Origin of the sequence: Acinetobacter soli (assembly GCF_018139125.1) — a bacterium.
GTDB lineage: Bacteria > Pseudomonadota > Gammaproteobacteria > Pseudomonadales > Moraxellaceae > Acinetobacter > Acinetobacter soli.
Window position 1 is genome coordinate 1,639,215 of sequence record NZ_CP073241.1, and the last position, 18,445, is coordinate 1,657,659.

Annotated in this window: 15 protein-coding genes; 5 read left to right on the plus strand and 10 right to left on the minus strand. The window is 43.8% G+C overall.

Annotated elements, in window-relative coordinates; translation table 11 throughout:
• Positions 1–151: 151 nt before the first annotated feature.
• Genes KCV09_RS07515 through KCV09_RS07530 form a run of 4 tightly spaced genes read left to right on the plus strand, consistent with a single transcriptional unit; the run spans position 152 to position 4,913 of the window.
• Entirely contained in the window at positions 152–1,576 is a 1,425-nt protein-coding gene (locus tag KCV09_RS07515) for a TolC family protein (protein ID WP_212515733.1), read from the plus strand.
• 13 nt (positions 1,577–1,589) lie between these two features.
• Positions 1,590–2,678 carry an HlyD family secretion protein gene (locus KCV09_RS07520; RefSeq protein ID WP_212515734.1) on the plus strand — a complete coding sequence of 363 codons (1,089 nt, stop codon included), beginning with the start codon at positions 1,590–1,592 and terminating at the stop codon, positions 2,676–2,678.
• A 1-nt stretch (position 2,679) separates the two neighbouring features.
• Positions 2,680–3,810 carry an ABC transporter permease gene (locus tag KCV09_RS07525; protein WP_212515735.1) on the plus strand — a complete coding sequence of 377 codons (1,131 nt, stop codon included), beginning with the start codon at positions 2,680–2,682 and terminating at the stop codon, positions 3,808–3,810.
• The gene (locus KCV09_RS07530) at positions 3,807–4,913 is read left to right on the plus strand and encodes an ABC transporter permease (protein ID WP_212515736.1); all 1,107 of its coding nucleotides are present in this window, start codon (positions 3,807–3,809) and stop codon (positions 4,911–4,913) included. Before KCV09_RS07525 ends, KCV09_RS07530 begins: the two co-directional genes overlap by 4 nt.
• 42 nt (positions 4,914–4,955) lie before the next feature.
• Here the strand turns inward: KCV09_RS07530 and gyrA are convergent, their stop codons facing one another.
• The 4 genes from gyrA to KCV09_RS07550 form a co-directional block, all read right to left on the minus strand.
• Entirely contained in the window at positions 4,956–7,700 is a 2,745-nt protein-coding gene (gyrA, locus tag KCV09_RS07535; protein ID WP_212515737.1) for a DNA gyrase subunit A, read from the minus strand.
• A 368-nt stretch (positions 7,701–8,068) separates the two neighbouring features.
• Entirely contained in the window at positions 8,069–9,004 is a 936-nt protein-coding gene (locus KCV09_RS07540; protein WP_004939462.1) for an FAD-binding protein, read from the minus strand.
• 17 nt (positions 9,005–9,021) lie between these two features.
• Entirely contained in the window at positions 9,022–9,771 is a 750-nt protein-coding gene (locus tag KCV09_RS07545; RefSeq protein ID WP_004939466.1) for an electron transfer flavoprotein subunit beta/FixA family protein, read from the minus strand.
• Between the two features lie 415 nt (positions 9,772–10,186).
• The gene (locus KCV09_RS07550; RefSeq protein WP_171497753.1) at positions 10,187–11,086 is read right to left on the minus strand and encodes a tyrosine recombinase XerC; all 900 of its coding nucleotides are present in this window, start codon (positions 11,084–11,086) and stop codon (positions 10,187–10,189) included.
• A 176-nt stretch (positions 11,087–11,262) separates the two neighbouring features.
• Here KCV09_RS07550 and KCV09_RS07555 point away from each other — a divergent pair, with 176 nt between their 5' ends.
• Entirely contained in the window at positions 11,263–11,889 is a 627-nt protein-coding gene (locus KCV09_RS07555; protein WP_171497752.1) for a LysE family translocator, read from the plus strand.
• Here KCV09_RS07555 and KCV09_RS07560 read toward each other — a convergent pair.
• From KCV09_RS07560 to KCV09_RS07585, 6 genes are all read right to left on the minus strand, one after another.
• Positions 11,886–12,494, minus strand: a complete 609-nt coding sequence (locus KCV09_RS07560) for an alpha/beta fold hydrolase (protein WP_151815255.1) — start codon at positions 12,492–12,494, stop codon at positions 11,886–11,888. The two genes, KCV09_RS07555 and KCV09_RS07560, sit on opposite strands and share 4 nt — an antisense overlap.
• Positions 12,495–12,594: 100 nt before the next feature.
• Positions 12,595–13,440 (minus strand): diaminopimelate epimerase, encoded by an 846-nt coding sequence (gene dapF / locus KCV09_RS07565; RefSeq protein ID WP_151815256.1) that lies wholly within the window; start codon positions 13,438–13,440, stop codon positions 12,595–12,597.
• Between the two features lie 3 nt (positions 13,441–13,443).
• A complete protein-coding gene (lysA, locus tag KCV09_RS07570) occupies positions 13,444–14,694 on the minus strand; it encodes a diaminopimelate decarboxylase (RefSeq protein ID WP_151815257.1) in 1,251 nt (416 codons plus the stop codon).
• Between the two features lie 23 nt (positions 14,695–14,717).
• Entirely contained in the window at positions 14,718–14,936 is a 219-nt protein-coding gene (lptM, locus tag KCV09_RS07575; RefSeq protein WP_004948757.1) for an LPS translocon maturation chaperone LptM, read from the minus strand.
• 123 nt (positions 14,937–15,059) lie between these two features.
• The gene (locus tag KCV09_RS07580) at positions 15,060–16,472 is read right to left on the minus strand and encodes an amino acid permease (protein ID WP_004939488.1); all 1,413 of its coding nucleotides are present in this window, start codon (positions 16,470–16,472) and stop codon (positions 15,060–15,062) included.
• 253 nt (positions 16,473–16,725) lie between these two features.
• Entirely contained in the window at positions 16,726–18,264 is a 1,539-nt protein-coding gene (locus tag KCV09_RS07585; RefSeq protein WP_151815258.1) for an alanine/glycine:cation symporter family protein, read from the minus strand.
• Positions 18,265–18,445 lie beyond the last annotated feature (181 nt).

Sequence of the window (18,445 nt, forward strand, 5' to 3'; positions counted from 1 at the left end):
TAAACAAGACTATAACTGATGCTTTTACAATAAAGATTATACTTTCAGGAACAACACGACGTGACTTGATATGACATTACAACAGCGAATGATAAAAATGAATTTCAGGTGCGCAACCTCACCTCCTCCAGTCAAGTTTTTGTTTGGCTGTATGGCAGCTTTGCTTTTATGCAGTGAAGTGGCACTTGCTGAGGGCATCAGTTATGTAAAGGCAGAGCAACAAGCGCTTACATCCTCTTACAGTACTCAGGCCAATCAAGCCTTTGAACAGGCAGCACGTCTTGATGCACAAGCCACTAAAGGCCTAGGACGCCCACGTATTGACCTTAATGTACGGGCTTACAAATTCCATAGCGAAGTTGATCTCCCTTTAGACAGTTTTAAACAAAATCTTGAAAATACTTTGAGTCAACGCTTGAGCGAGCAGTTGTCTCAGGTGGGTGGCGTGTTGCCACCAGATGTACTCAATACGATTCAGACGGGCGCGAATACAGCCATTTCAGATGGAATTAATCAGTTTCCCAATTACGCAAATTTAAGTATTGAAGATGAAGTGATCAGACCCACCATTTCTCTAGTCATGCCCATTTACACAGGCGGCCTGATTAAAAGTGCCAAGCAAATTGCTACCATACAGGCCATGCGGGCACAACTCAGTACAGAACAACAGCAAGATATCCAACGATTTGAAATTATTCAGGCTTACTTTAATACTCAGCTACAAACGCAATTGGTGAAATCGAGCCAGTTCAATGCGGATGCCATGCAAAAACATGTCAATAACGCCTTCAAGCTCGAACAGCAAGGCTTTATCAGCAAAGGCCAGCGAATGCAGTTTGAAGTGGCACGTAACAACGCCCTGCGCTTATTACAAAATGCTCAAAGCAACTTAAACAGCAGTCAGTTTCAGTTAAATCATCTATTACATCAGCAAACGAACGGGAATCTCACCACACCGCTTTTTGTCAATACAAAACAAACATTGCCTTTGAATCAATTTTTGAGCTCGTATCCCAATCAGTCTAATCTCATTCGAAAAATGCAAATAGACACCCAACTGGCGGATGAAAATGTGAAAGCACAGCGCGCCGCCAAAAAGCCGACTGTATTTGCCTTTGCCGAATATAGCTTAGACAAAAACGAAAACTGGATTGTGGGTGTGGTGGCACGCTACAACCTGTTTGGTGGACTAGATAAAAATAAAAGTATCGAATCTGCCGAACTCAAGCGCTATGGCAGTCAGCTTTTAGTCGAGCGTACCAAACAGGAAATTGAAAATATTATTCAAAAATCTTATAGCGAAATGGGTTCTTCGCAGCAAACACAAACGCTGCTGAATGAAAATAAGCGCGCTGCACTTGAAAACTTACGCATCCAAGAGCTTTCATTTAGAGAAAACATGGGAACGGCCAATCAAGTGATTGATGCACAAAATGCCGTGCAAGTGATTGATACAGAAATGGCCATCAATGCTTATAAATACGTGCTCTCTCTGGCCACGCTGCTCCAAAGTCATGGCTCGATTAGTCAGTTTAAAACGTATTTAAATCAGCCTAATACAGTATATATTTATTAATTACGAGGACATCATGCCGACAGATCAATCGTCTTCTGACACTGAACATCCGGTGCCCTCTGCCTCTGAGTCGGCAACGACCACCGGACCCCAGCAAAAACAGACACCATATGGCCCTAAGCGCGCCGTAAAAATCATTGGTTTAATCATTTTATTACTCATCATTGGACTGATTATTTATGGTTTATGGAAAGCGTATCAGCCTCGTAGCGTAGCATTGCAAGGGCGCGTTGAAGCCGAAACGCTTTACGTCACCACCAAAGTGCCTAGTCGTATTGCTGAAATCTTTGTCGAGGAAGGTCAGAGTATTAAGAAAGGTCAGGCACTTGCTCGCTTGGTTAGTCCTGAGATAGAAGCCAAAAAGCAGCAAGCGCAAGCCGCTTTACAATCGGCTTTAGCACTTCAATCGACAGCAGAGCGCGGTTCTCAAGAAGAAAATATTGATACCTTATATGCCAACTGGCAAAGTGTAAAAGCTCAGGCGGAACTGGCTGAAACCACGTATCGTCGTGGTGAAACACTCTACAAAGAAGGCGTCATTTCACGTCAGCGTCGCGATGAAATGTTCGCAGCACAGCGCTCTGCCCGGGCTTTAAGCGAAGCCGCGTATCAACAGTATGCACGTGCCAAGCGTGGCAGTACGCCACAACAAAAATCGATGGCAGATGCACAGGTCGATATTGCACGTGCTGCGCTGGGTGAAGCTGAATCGTTAGAAACTGAAACCAAACTCTACTCCCCAATAAACGGCACTGTTTCCAAAATTTATGGGAAACCCTCGGAGTTGGTCGCTGCCGCAGTGCCTGTGGTCAGTTTGTTAGAGGATGACGAACGCTGGGTCAGTTTAAATGTCCGGGAAGATCAGTATCGAAGTGTCTATCAGCAAAAAACACTTCAGGGATATGTACCCGCACTTGATAAAAAGATCAATTTTAATATTCAACACATCGATGCCGAAGGTGAGTTTGCCACCATTAAAACCACGCGACAAACCGGCGGTTACGATATCCGTAGCTTTAAGCTTCATCTTAAACCCACAGAAGCAGCAGCTGATTTAAAAGTGGGTATGAGTGTGATTTTTGATGTAGTTGAGGCCAATTGATATGTGGGCCTGTTTCTGGCGTGAGTGCATTTATCTGCTCAAAAACAAATGGGATTTGGCGATGGTTACACTCGCCCCCCTATGTGTAGTGGTGCTGTTTGCAAGTATGTTTTATCAGGGAAAACCCGATCATCTTCCCATTGCACTCATTGACCAAGATCATAGCCAGCTGAGTCGCATCATCGAACAGGATTTACGCCATAATCCCACCCTAGATTTGAAATACGTTTTAACCAATACGTCTGAGGCTGAGGAACTCGTAAACAAAACCCAAATTTGGGGATATGTACATATTCCAGAAGGTGCAGAACAGCGTTTAGTGAATGCACAAGATGCACAGATTAGTGTGGCGTTTAATCAGTCATTTTTTAGTATTGGCAACACCATTTCAAGTGCCATGCTCATCAGCACACTCAATGCCATGGGCGAGTTTGGTGGTGAACACTATTTTTCAGCATTATTGCCTGCCATTGACCTGCCCACACCGCATGTCAAAGTCTCAACACTTTACAACCCTAGCTTAAGCTATGAGTTTTATCTAGAGCCTTTCATGGTACCCGCGATTTTGCATTTATTGCTGTGTTGCTGCGTTGCATTTGCAATTGGTCAGGAATTTAAGCGCGGCACACTGACGCAATGGAGCGCACCTGACAATGCCATGAAAATGCTACTTGCCAAAACTTTACTCTATGTCGTGATTTTTTGTGCTTGGACATGGCTATGGATGTTCTGGCTAATTGTGATTCGTGGCTGGTTTGTTGCGGGCAGTTTGAGCCTGCTTTTAATGGCACAGTTTTTACTTTATTTCGCATATGCCATGATTAGCGCAACCGTTATGATTGCATCGCAAAATATGGGCCGAACCTTTGGATTTATTGCCGTTTATGGCGGATCATCCTTAAGTTTTGCAGGTGTTACTTTACCACTGAACAATGCACCGATTTTTACACAATTTTGGTCCATGATTATTCCATATACACCGTACGCAAAGCTTCAAACCGAGCAATGGGTGGTTGGAAGTGATGTTTCTATTTCATTATGGCCCCTTCTGATCTTGCTGTTTTACTGTGTTTTTTATTTTTTGGTGTCGAGTCGCTTGCTTAAAAAACGTGTGCAGGAGGCGCTCTCATGAAAAAATTCTGGTTTTATTATCTGCACACGTTTAAAGAAATTGCAAAAAATTCCTCGATTTTGACGACTGTTGTGTTGTCAGTGTTTTTTTACAGCTTCTTCTACCCCACTGCGTATAAGTCAGAACATGCTGAATCACTCCCCATTGTGATTGTGGATGAAGAACAAAGTGCTTTAACCTCAACCATCATTAGTCAAGTCGCAAATAGCCCTAAAATCAAGATTGTTGCAACCACGACAAACTTTCTTGAAGCAGAGCAAATGGTTAAAAACCAAAAAGCAGATGGTATTTTGTATCTGCCTGATCAATTAAGCATGAGTGTTCGACGTGGTGAAATGGGCGGCGTTGGACTTTATATCAGTGCTGCATATTTTTTAAAAATCAAAGAAATTGGTTTAGGACTGGCGCTCTCTATCGAACAAGTGATTGCCGAATATGCCGAAAAATTTGGTCAGATTACACATTTTAAACCGGCGCTTTCGATTCATCAGATTCCGCTTTTCAACACGCTTTCAGGCTATGGGAGCTATGTATTTCCCGCCGTCGCACCGCTGATTATTCATCAAACCATTGTACTGGGTTTAGGTATGTTACTTGGAGGATATAAAGAAGAACGGTATCAGCCCACATCGAGTCAGTTTTGGGGAATATTTGCCAGCTTTTTTACCATTGGATGCCTAGGCTGTCTGTATATGTTTGGCTTTGTGTTTTGGAAAAATGATTATCCGCATGGCGGAAATTTCTGGGGCATGCTGGTTGCGGTTCCAATCTTTGTGAGTTGTATTGTCAGCTTGGGTCTGCTTTTTGGTTCTTTACTCGATATGAGCGAACGTGCCGGACATTTTCTGGTTTTTACTTCTATTCCATTGTTTTTACTCACTGGAACCGCCTGGCCGATACAGGCCATGCCTCAGTGGATGCAGATTTTTAGTGCGTTGCTGCCATCTACGCATGCAGTACAGCTATTTGTACAGCTCAATCAAATGGGGGTTCATTTAAGTGCTGTCATGCTCAAACTTATGATATTGACGCTCATGACCGTAATCTTTTTAGCATTGGCTTACTATCGGTGGGTTCATCGCACGCACAATCGACATTCATAAAAAAAGGAAGCCAAAGCTTCCTTTTTTTACATATCAAGATGGTTAAGCTTGATCATTGCTCTCTGAGTCATTTGCAACACTTTGATTTGCTGTATCAGACTCGATATCTGCTTGCTCTACTGCATCTGATGCTTGAGTCTCGAGATCTTCAATCAGATCATCTTCATCTTCCACAGCCTCAATGGATACCACACCCACCAAGGTTTCTGCATCGCTGAGACGGATCAAGCGAACACCTTGTGCATTACGGCCTGTCATTGCAACTTCGGCGGCACGGGTACGTACCAAGGTTCCGCCATCTGAAATCAACATTAGCTCTTTGGTTTCATCAATTGAAACAGCGCCTACCAATTCACCATTACGCTCGGAGGTCTTGATTGCAATCACGCCCTTGCCGCCACGTTTTTTGGTTGGGAAGTCATTTACTGGTGTACGCTTACCATAGCCGTTGGCACTGGCACACAGCACTTCACCGGTTTCAGGTACAACCACCAATGACACAATGCGACTCACCAGATTTGAATCGTTAGATTCATCTGAATCATCTGCTTCATCGGTATCGAGTTCTGCATCTTCACTATCTACAGCAGCAGCCAGCGTCACGCGCATACCGCGTACACCTTTTGCGGTACGCCCCATAGCACGCACATCGGTTTCTGCAAAACGAATGGCCTTACCTTCATTAGAAAACAGCATGATTTGCTGTTGACCATCGGTAATGGCTACACCAATCAAGGTATCTTCTTCATTGAGTTCGATGGCACGTAAGCCGTTTGAGCGGATATTGGCAAACTGCTCAAGTTCTACACGTTTTACCGTACCTGAAGCTGTTGCCATAAAGACATAATGGTCTTCTGGGAATTCAGTCAGCGGTAAAATTGCAGTGATGGTTTCATTGGCATCTAATGGCAGCAAATTGACCATAGGACGGCCTTTTGCACCACGCGATGCTTGCGGCACTTCAAACACTTTCAAACGGTACACTTTACCCACATTGGTAAAGCACAGCACGGTCGCGTGATTCGACGCCACAATCAAATGCTGGATTATATCGTCATCTTTCATTGAGGTTGCAGATTTACCACGTCCACCACGGCGCTGCGCCTGATAGTCTGACAATGGCTGTGTTTTGGCATAACCCGTTTGTGAAACGGTCAATACCACCTGCTCTTCTGGAATCAAATCTTCACGACAGAAATCAATACGTGATTCGACAATCTGAGTACGACGTTCATCACCATACTGTTGTAAAATCAGCGCAAGCTCTTCACGTATCACCGTCATCAACAGATTAAAGTCGTTTAAAATTGCTGTCAGCTCGGCAATTTGAGCCAAAATTTCACTGTATTCGGCATGGAGTTTGTCTTGCTCTAAGCCTGTTAAACGATGCAAGCGAAGCTCAAGAATTGCACCCACTTGCGTTGGTGACAAGCGGTAGATCTGGTCAGATAAACCAAATGGGCGCGCTGGATCTTCACCCTCAATTTCATCTGGACGAACCGAAACCGAACCTGCTTTTTCGAGCAAGGCAATCACACCGCCACCAGCCCACTCGCCCGCCAAAAGGCGTTCACGTGCTTCAGCCGGATTCGCCGAGGTTTTAATGGTTTCGATGATGTTATCAATATTGGCTAAGGCAACCGTTAAGCCTTCCAAAATATGACCACGTTCGCGCGCTTTACGCAGTTCAAACATGGTACGGCGTGTTACCACTTCTTGACGATGACGGATAAATGCCGCAATGATGTCTTTCAGGTTCATCAACTTTGGTTGTCCGTTGTCTAGACACACCATATTGATGCTGAATGAGTTTTCTAACTGGGTATTCAAAAACAGGTTATTGACGATCACTTCCGCGTTTTCACCGCGTTTCAAGTCAATCGCAATACGCATGCCTTCTTTGTCGGATTCGTCGCGAAGCTCCGAAATACCCTCAAGCTTTTTCTCTTTGACTAATTCGGCAATACGCTCAATCACACGTGCCTTATTGACCTGATACGGAATTTCCGTAAAGACAATGGTGGTACGTCCGGTTTTTTCATCTTCTTCAAAATGATATTTACCGCGAATATGCAAACGCCCTTTACCTGTTCGGTAAGCATCGACGATGCCTGATTTTCCATAGATGATACCACCTGTCGGAAAGTCTGGACCGGTGATATGTTCCATCAAGCCTTCAATGGAGATATTCGGGTTGTCTGCATAAGCTAGACAGGCATGAATCACTTCATTTAGATGGTGCGGTGCCATATTGGTCGCCATACCGACGGCAATCCCTGCTGCTCCATTGATGAGCAGGTTTGGAATGCGCGTTGGCAACACATCTGGAATACGCTCTGAACCGTCGTAGTTATCCACCCAGTCCACGGTGTCTTTTTCAAGATCTGCCAGAAGCTCATGTGTCAGCTTGGTCATACGCACTTCCGTATAACGCATCGCTGCTGCACTGTCGCCGTCCACAGAGCCAAAGTTACCCTGACCATCGACCAACAGATAACGTAGACTAAAATCTTGTGCCATACGCACAATTGTGTCGTATACAGCAGTATCACCGTGCGGGTGGTACTTACCGATCACATCACCTACAACACGTGCTGACTTTTTATAGGCTTTGTTATAGTCATTGCCGAGCTCGTGCATGGCATAAAGCACACGACGATGCACTGGCTTAAGGCCATCACGTACATCTGGCAATGCACGCGATACAATTACGCTCATCGCATAATCTAGATATGAATGCTTGAGTTCGTCCTCAATGGCAATCGGTCGGATTTCCGATACGCTCATGCATACTCCTTGTAGACAGCAAGCGCTAAACTTGCTGCAATATGTCTTGATCTTGCAATAAAATTCAACTCAAAAAAGCTGAACTAAAAATAAAAAATACAGCGGCAAATGATAGCATAATTCTGCTTCTGAATGTACGATCTCGCCGTGATCTGGCTTTTATATTTATATAATTTACAGATTATTTACAGATTTAATTTTATACTGATTTAAAAATAGACAACTGTATTCTCAGTCTGGTTTTTTACATGACTTTTTTAGTAAATGGTCACGCTTTTCCTAAAACAACTCACGCTAAGTTTGGCAGTATTGATCAAATAAAAAACCCCAGCAAATGCTGAGGTTTTCAGATCCAATCAAAGCGCTGATTAGAGCTTAGATACCAATTCTGGTACAACAGTGTTCAAGTCACCGACTAACCAGTAGTCAGCAACACTATTGATTGGCGCTTCTTCATCCTTGTTGATTGCAACAATGACTTTAGAATCTTTCATACCCGCCAAATGCTGAATCGCACCTGACAGACCAACAGCAAGATAAAGATCTGGTGCTACGATTTTACCCGTTTGACCCACTTGATAATCGTTTGGTACAAAACCGGCATCTACAGCCGCACGTGAAGCACCTTGCGCTGCACCTAGTTTATCTGCCAATGGATCGAGTACCTTGTGATAGTTCTCACCTGAACCCACACCACGGCCACCTGACACCACGATACGTGCTGCAGTCAACTCTGGACGATCCAGTTTCACAATTTCTTCGTTTACAAAAGTTGAAACGCCTGCATTGGCTGCCTCACCGACTGCTTCGATTGCAGCAGAGCCACCTTCGCTTGCCACTGCATCAAATGCAGTACCACGAACGGTCGCCACGATAATTGATTCTTCAGATTGAACTGTTGCAATCGCATTACCAGCGTAGATTGGACGCTTAAACGTATTTTCAGATTCAACTGCAATAATGTCGGAGATCATGCTGACATCAAGTAAAGCCGCTGCGCGTGGCAGAATGTTTTTACCTGAAGTCGTTGATGCTGCCAAAACATGCTTATAACCTGATTTCGCTACATCAGCCACAAGCTGTGCAACGTTTTCAGCCAATTGGTGTTCGTACACGGCGTTGTCTGCAAGAAGAACTTTGCTGACACCCGCAATTTTTGCTGCCGCGTCTGCAACAGCCTGAGCACCAGCGCCTGCAACCAATACAGCAATATCACCACCGATTTTTTGTGCTGCAGCCACAACATTCAAAGTTGCACCGTTAAGTGTCTTATTGTCGTGCTCAGCGATAACTAAAATACTCATGATTTTATCCTTCCGTATTAGATCACTTTCGCTTCATTTTTTAACTTTTCAACAAGCTCATCTACCGATTTCACTTGAACACCTGCTTTACGCTCTGCTGGTGCTTCAACTTTAACGGTTTTGAGTTTGGTGGTCGCTGTTACGCCATAATCTGCTGGAGATTTGGTTTCAAGCGGTTTTTTACGTGCTTTCATAATGTTTGGAAGCGCCGCATAACGTGGCTCATTCAAACGAAGGTCGGCAGTCACAATCGCAGGTAGCGTCAGTTCAACGGTTTGCAAACCACCGTCGATCTCGCGTGTAACTTGAACTTTACCCGCGTCTACTTTCACTTCTGATGCAAAGGTACCCTGACCTGCATTCAAAAGTGCACCGAGCATCTGACCCACTTGGTTTGAATCATCATCAATGGCTTGTTTGCCCAATAAGATCAGTTCTGGCTTTTCAGCGTCTACCACACCTTTAAGAATTTTAGCCACTTCAAGTGCGCCAATATCATCAGATGTTTCAACCAAGATACCACGGTCTGCACCCAAAGCCATTGAAGAACGGATTTGTTCTTGCGCTTCTTTCGGGCCAATTGAAACCACAATAATTTCAGATACAGTTCCCTTTTCTTTTAAACGAACCGCTTCTTCCACTGCGATTTCACAGAATGGGTTAATTGACATTTTTACGTTGGTTAGGTCAACCCCAGTATTGTCCGGCTTAACGCGAACTTTAACGTTGGCATCAACCACACGTTTTACAGCAACAAGAGCCTTCATGTAATCCTCGGCTGTTTCAGCAAGTAAATGTTCAGAAGCATTATAGTAACGCTTCAATATAAATTTTTTAGGTGCTTTATCTTGCTATGTGTTTGGCATTTCGGTCAAGTCACAATTACAGCCGCCAAGATAAATCTGCAATAAAACTGTGGAATCCACAGTTCATTTTTTCTAATCTAAATGTTTTGTTATTGAATTTACAGTATTTTTAATTATTTTTTACTTATTGATTTATATTATGTTTTTATTTGATTTGTTTCATCAGCGTGCCTGATAGTTTGGTTAATTTATGTAAAAAAGCTCACTTCTTCATCATTTTGAAATTGATTGACTGCCTAGATCAAAGATGTCATTCGAGTAAGCGAGTGTTAAAGCGACTCGGAAGTCATATTTTGTATTGTCATTTTTCTTCAAGTTATCGCGATTTATCTGGCTTATGCGCCCGAGGATGCGCTTGGTCATACACTTGCGCCAAATGGTCAAAATCGACATGCGTATAAATTTGAGTGGTACTTAAGTTAGAATGGCCCAGCATTTCTTGAACCGAGCGCAAGTCCCGACTGGCCGAGAGCATATGACTGGCAAAGCAATGCCGAAGTAAATGGGGATGTAAATCGACATTGACGCCTGCACGAATGGCCTGAAACTTCACCCGATTTTCGATTTGTCGCGGTGAAAGCACGCCCCCTTTTTGCGACACAAAAAGTGGATCATGCGGCTCGAAATGCCCCTTCCAAAGCTGATATATCTTCAGCCATGCCATGATACTGTCCTTTGCTTTTTGACCAAACGGGACGACGCGTGTTTTATTGCCTTTACCGGTCACACGTAATAATTGACGTTGAAAATCGAGATCACGGAGTTCAAGTCCTTGCAACTCGGCCAAACGCAAGCCGCTTGAATAGAGCAATTCAAGCATGGCTTTATCTCTTAGCCATAGCTGATGATCAACCGCATCACTTGGTGCAGGTTGATCTAAAATCTGCAGCACAGTTTCGATATCGACCAAGCCCGGCAACGGTCGCGATTTGCGTTTGAGTTTAAAATCATCGACAGGATTATGGCTTAAATGGTTCGACTGCTGCGCCCATTTCATAAACTGGCGAATCGAGGTGAGATGACGCTGTAAACTCGCTGAACTTAAATGATCATGTTCAACACGATGTGCAAGATATTCTCTTAAATCCGCCGCTTCGATATTGCCAAGACTGAGTTTTTTCTCTGTGCAAAACGCTAAGAAATGAGTTAAATCACGATGGTAAGCACGCAGTGTATGCTCAGAATGGTTCTGAAGTTGTTTTTCCTTGAGCCACATGCCCAGTAACTGCTTTTCAAACGCCAAACGTGTCTTCCTTAATTTTAATCAATTTAACTTTGGTGATGACTGAAACTGCCGAATATAACACCACTTAAAAACGGCAACTGACAACTCATCGATCAATGCAACTTAGTATACAATTCATTGATCACTCTGAGAGAAACTTTGTTGCCATGACGACTCTGCTGGTTTCTTATTTAGTTGCCATTAGCATACTTACAATTACGCCGGGGTTGGATACGACATTGATTATTCGTACCGCAACACTAGAAGGAAAATCCAGCGCCTTTCATGCAGCGCTTGGGATTAGTACAGGCTGTATCGTGTGGGGGCTCGTAGTTGCCTGTGGATTAGGCGCTTTATTCATGGCTTCGGCAATGGCTTTTAGTGTATTGAAATGGGTTGGTGCGGCTTATTTAGCTTGGCTTGGGCTAAATATGCTCTTCAAACCTCGCCATCATCTGGGTCAAATGTCTTCAAACATTCCCCCTAGTTTTGCACTACGCCAGAATGCATTTTTTAAAGGTTTTCTGGGCAACTTACTTAATCCCAAAATTGGGGTTTTCTATCTTTCTTTTTTGCCTCAGTTTATTCCCGCAGAAGCCGCTGCATTTTCATGGATTATGGGGCTGGTGATGTTGCATGTTTTGATCGGTATCATCTGGTCAATGCTGTTGATTTGGGCAATGCAACCTATTTCTCGCTTTTTAAAACAACCCAAATTTGTGCGCGGTTTAGATCGTGTTACGGGCAGTATTTTCCTGATATTTGCCCTCAAACTCGTTTTGAGTAAACGCTAATCCAACTGCTTGATAAATTGTAAAATCGGCGGAGCAATCTTACTCGCTTGCTGCTCGGCCAGTGCATGATCACCTTCTGGTACCACAAGTAGGTTCGCAGCGGGCAGCAAGTGCTGTAAATGTACCCCGACGGATACCGGACTGATACGATCTTGATCACCCCAGATCAGAAGTACGGGTTGCTGAATGTCATGTAAACGATGCTCATGATTGACTCGTGTATGAACAAACCAGTCTGGATAATTTAAATAATGTTCTTGATAAGCACTTCGCCAGTCTTCAACATCAAAACCACTCAAATCCAGACCACCCGAAGTGACAATCAACACCAAGCCTTTGACCATTTCCGCTTTTTCGAGTGCGGCCTGAACCGCAAAAATTCCCCCCATCGATTGAGCAATAATAATAGACGGCGTATCAATTTGCGCCAGCACATACTCAGTTAGCGTATCAAAATCGGTGATCGCGTCTTGAGCCGGTTCACAGCCAAATCCCGGATAAGCAATTATCTTGCTTATATCGTTTGATCCTAAATAGTGAATTAAAGGCTGCCAAAATTGTGTACTGCCCGATGCACCGGGTAAAAAAATTAATTGTGTGGTCATTTTTTTTTCAGTTATTCAATCGATTAAATTTAAAATATGCCATATTTCAGCATAAAAAAAGCACGCCCAGTCTAAGCGTGCTTTCTTGGTATTTTATAGATCAGGTTTGAAAGTAACGTAAATCAAGGCGTCCTTCATAGACTGTTGCTGTTGGCCCCGTCATCCAGACCACATCGCCCTCTTGCCACTCGATTTGAAGCTTTCCACCCGCCAGCTCGACTTCTACCGAATTTGCCAGTAAACCACGACGCATACCACTTACGGCTGCCGCACATGCACCCGTACCGCAAGCAAGCGTTTCGCCCACACCGCGCTCAAACACACGCAAGCGCACATGCTTTTCATCCAAAATCTGCATAAAACCCGCATTGACACGCTGTGGAAATTGCACATGTGCTTCGACTTGTGGCCCCATGCCTGCAACATCGGCTGTCAAGATATCCGGCACAATGGTCACCGCATGCGGATTTCCCATATTGACGACATCAATTTTTAAGCTTTGCTCATTGGCTAATGGAAGCGTATACAAGGCATCCAGTTCTTCTGTCAGAAATGGAATATCCTGTGGATGAAACTTAGGATAACCCATATTGACGCGTACCCAGCCATTAGGGCCAAGTTCTGGTTCAACAATTCCCGCTTTGGTTTGCACTCTGATTTTGTTTTTTTTGGTGAGTTGTCGCTCATGTACAAAGCGGGCAAAACAACGCACACCATTTCCGCACTGCTCGACTTCCGAACCATCTGCATTGAAAATGCGATATTTAAAATCGGTTTGCGGATCATCTGGTGGCTCGACAATCAATAATTGATCAAAGCCAATACCAAAATGACGATCTGCCATACGCTGGATGGTGGTGGTGTCTAAGTAAGCACGTTGGCTAATTAAATCGAGCACAACAAAGTCATTGCCCAGACCATGCATTTTGGTAAATTCAAGTAACATGTCTTAACCCTCTGGCAGCAAACGTTCTTTTTCCCACAACGACTCGATGGTTTCACGCTCACGAATCAAATGTGCGGCATTACCTGCCACCATCACTTCTGCAGCACGGCCACGGGTGTTGTAGTTTGAACTCATCACAAAGCCATAAGCACCTGCGCCCATCACCGCCAGCACGTCATTTTCTTTAAGTGCAAGGCTTCGATCTTTACCCAGAAAATCACCTGTTTCGCAAATTGCCCCAACGATATCCCAAGTTTTTTCTTCAGCATCCGATGACGCTGAAACAGACTGAATATCCATCCATGCTTCATACAATGACGGACGAATCAAGTCATTCATGGCTGCATCAATAATAGCAAAGTTACGATGATTGGTTGGCTTGAGCAAATCAACTTTGGTCAATAACACACCCGCATTGGCACTAATGCTACGACCTGGTTCCATATATACTTTAAGCCCAAGTTTTTGTAGCGCAGGCTTGAGTGCAGCAGCGTACTCTGCAGCAGTTGGCGGTGTCTCGTCTTTGTAACAGACTCCCAAACCACCACCGATATCGATGTGCTTGATCTCAATTCCCAGCGTTTTAAGCTGTTCGATCATCACAATCACGCGATCTAAAGCATCTACAAACGGTTTGGTTTCGGTCAACTGTGAACCAATATGACAATCGATTCCAACTACATCTAAATGAGACAGCGAGGCTGCATATTGATACGTTTCAAATACGGTATCACTTGGAATACCAAATTTGTTTTCTTTTAAACCCGTTGAAATATAAGGATGTGTCTTGGCATCGACATCGGGATTAACGCGCAATGAAATGGGTGCACGTAAGTTGAGGCTCGCTGCAACCTTTTGAATACGGTCAAGCTCGGCATAAGACTCAACATTAAAACACGCAATGCCGACCTCAAGTGCTTTTTGAATATCGGCCTCAGATTTACCCAAACCAGAAAATACGATTTTGCTTGGATCACCGCCCGCAGCCAATACACGTGCGAGTTCGCCACCGGTTACAATATCAAAACCTGAACCCAGTTTTGCCAAAACATTCAGTACCGCCAAATTAGAGTTTGATTTCACCGCAAAACAGATTTGATGATCAATAAAATCAAAGGCACGATCCATATCTTGATAATGTTTTTCAAAGGCTGTCTTTGAATAAACATAAAGTGGCGTACCAAATTGCTGCGCGAGCTGCTGAAGTGAACATTGCTCGGCATGCAATATCCCATTAATGCGGGAGAAACTCATGAATGCATCCTTATTTTTAAAGCTTAAGGTGAAGAAGGAACTGGCTGAGAAGACGCTGAATGATCAGGAGTCGAAGTTTTGTCTTTCGAGGTTTTGTCAGACTGAGGCTGTGAATACAGCAAATATTTTGCACGTTTGTCGTAATTTGGATCGGATGGCAAATGTAATGCACCCGTTTGACCACAGCCCAGCATAGCCAGACTCATGGTGAGTAAACTTGTGTAGCAAATGAAACGGCGCATCTGATCACCTACTCAAAAAATTTGAATAATTATACCGTGATCCAGCACAGGACCAAAGTACAAAAGCACCAAGCTTAAAAGGAAGCGAAAAAAAACGCCAGTCATTGACTGGCGTTTTTTTAATTATTTCTTGGATTTCAATCGAGGCTTGTAAAAACCAAAGTAACCAATCACCAAAATAACCAGCCAGATTGGGCTGACCATCAAGGCTTTCATGGTGTCTGGCTCTAATGACAGCACATAAATCATTCCAATAAAGAAAATGATCACCACCCAGCAGGTAAACAAACCGCCTGGTAATTTGAAAATAGATTTGGCATGTAACTCTGGACGGGTTTTGTAATAGACCATGTAGCTCCAGATAATCATCAGCCACACACAAATAAACAAAATGGTCGATAGCGTAGTCGCCAGTGTAAAAGCTTCAACGGTATTGGGTACAAAATATTGCAGCGCTGCACCGAGCAACAAACACACCGTTGAAAAATACAATGCATTTGCAGGAACACGACCTTTATTGAGCGTACCAAAAGGTTGAGGTGCCTGACGTTCTTTAGACAAACCAAATAGCATGCGACTGGTAGAGAATACACCGCTGTTCATCGATGACATCACCGAAGACAAGACCACCAAGTTCATGATAATTGCCGCTGCTGCAATGCCTGCCTGACTAAACAGATTTACAAACGGGCTGATGTTTGGATCAATCTTATTCCATGGTGTCACCGACATCACAATTAACAGGGCCAGTACATAGAAAATAATGATTCGAATCGGGATAGAGTTGACTGCCTTAGGCAAATTACGTTCCGGATTTTTGGTTTCAGCCGCAGTGGTACCCACGAGCTCTACCCCAACAAAGGCAAAGATCGCAATCTGAAAGCCTGCCAAGAAACCGTGCATACCCGTTGGGAAGAAGCCACCATTAGCCCACAAATGCGTAAATGATGCCACTTCACCACTGGTCGAGGTAAAGCCCGTGAAGATCATCCAGAGTCCGACCAAAATCAGGACCACAATCGCAGTAATTTTGATCATGGCAAACCAGAACTCAAGCTCACCAAACAGTTTTACGGTCATGAGGTTCAGCCCCATGATGAAGATAATCGCCGCAATACTGATCATGGCGCCTTCGGTTGGTGTAAAAGGAAGACCGTTATTAAAAAACTGCAAATAATAAATAATCGCAGATAAGTCGGCGATACCGATGGTAATCCAGCACAACCAGTAGGTCCAGCCCACAAAATATCCTGCCCAAGGGCCAATCAAATCAGTGGTAAAGTCGATAAAAGACTTATATTGAAGATTGGAGAGCAACAATTCGCCTAGCGCACGCATGACGAAAAAGACCATCACTCCAATGATCAGATAAATAAATAAGATCGATGGGCCGGCAAGACTAATGGTTTTACCAGAGCCCATAAATAAACCTGTTCCAATTGCACCGCCAATTGCAATCAGTTGCAAATGCCGATTAGAAAGGCTTCGTGATAACTCATGTTCTCCAGAAGATGAGTCGTGGTTATAATTCGACATTGCTACAAAACACTCCAGTATTTTTATAGAGCCAAAGCAGCGTCTCCTCAAAAACAATTCCGCACCATTTTATGGCATCTTATTCAACTGAATGATTTTGATAAACGTTCTGCTTGGCGATTGCGTAGTTGTATAACGCCACGCATGTGTGCGTACACTCGTTTTCGATCATACGCATAAGGTAGAAGCAATACAATTCACATTTTTCGACACCTGAGTCTTCAAAAAAAGTGAATTTAAATTGAGTGGCATGTTAGGTTGCGGTCTTTTTCGACGACGCGTTTTGAGCTTGCGCCTCTAAAGCATTTTTGATTTTTAAGCGTTCTTCCCAGTAAGTGGCATTTTTAATACCGAGTTTAATTGGATCGAAGGTATATTCTTTTACACCTGCTTTTTGTTGCTCCTCATAGTCTCGTAGCGCCTTGATGGTCGGTTTCCAGACAAAATAAGTCACAATAATCCCGATAATGTTAATCCATGCCATAAGTCCTACACCGATATCACCAATTCCCCAAATGTAGCCTGTGGCACTCATGACGCCATAGGCAACCGAAAGAATGATAAAGCACTTGGTTAGAAACAGTAGCGAAGGTGTTTTGGTGATGTAACTTAAATAAGTGATGTTGGTTTCCGCGATGTAGTAATAGGCAACAATGGTTGTAAAGGCAAAAAAGAATACGGCAAGTGCAACAAAGATCTGCCCAAAGCCACCAAATACGGTACTAACGGCCATTTGAGTAAAGGCAGGTGAACCAATTTCTGCGGTTGAAGTGACGTTTTGTATAATGAACTGACCAGCTTCTAAAGTTCCTTGTACATTGTACATGCCCGTAATCAAAATCATAAAAGCGGTTGCAGAGCAGACAAACAAGGTATCTACATAAATCGAAAATGCTTGTACAAACCCCTGTTGTGCCGGATGCTGCACTTCTGCCGCAGCGGCGGCATGCGGACCGGTTCCCTGACCTGCTTCGTTGGAATAAACCCCACGCTTCACCCCCCAGCCAATTGCCGCACCTAATCCGGCCATCGGGCTGAATGCATCTGCAAAAATCATTTTGATCACACCCGGTAAGGCTTCAAGATTCATAAACACAATCACTAAAGCCATCAAGATATAACCAAGCGCCATAAACGGCACCACAAATTCGGCAAAACGAGCAATACGCTTAATCCCACCAAAAATAATCACGGCCAGTAAACTAACAATGACCACCAATGCCAGAAGTTTATAGGTTCCTACCTTACCAAAAACAATCGCCCCTTCTCCTGTAATCTGAGTAAAGGCATTTCCTACTGCATTGGCCTGAATTCCCGGTAAAAATAATCCGCAAGACACCAACGCGGCAATGGCAAATAAAACCCCCAGCCAGCGTTGGCCCAAACCACGATCGAAATAAAATGCCGGGCCGCCGCGATATTGTCCTTGATATTCAACTTTATAGATTTGTCCAAGTGTCGATTCAACATAGGCAGTACTCGCGCCTAGAAAAGCCACCACCCACATCCAAAACACCGCACCAGGGCCACCAAATCCAATTGCAGCGGCAACACCCGCAATATTACCTACACCCACGCGCCCTGAGAGCGACACAGAAAGTGCCTGAAATGATGAAATTCCCTGTGCCGATGATGAACCATTCACCAATAAACGGCCCATCTCTTTGATTTGTCGCACCTGTACAAATCGCGTCAAAATCGAAAAAAACAACCCTGCGCCCAAGCACAAATAAATCAGTGCCGGACTCCAAATAATACTATTGACCCAATCGACAATTTCAGCTGCACTCATATACATTAACCTTGCAAATTTATTTATTTTTTTGAAAAACAGATTCAATGACCTGTTTTCATGTCTTTGAGCAAGAGCAATAACTATGCCAGAGTCTTATCAGGTTATGGCAAACGTCGATACAGTTGCTCAAAGTTCCTCCATGGAAGCGCAAACAGAATGATAACGATCGAGAAAAATC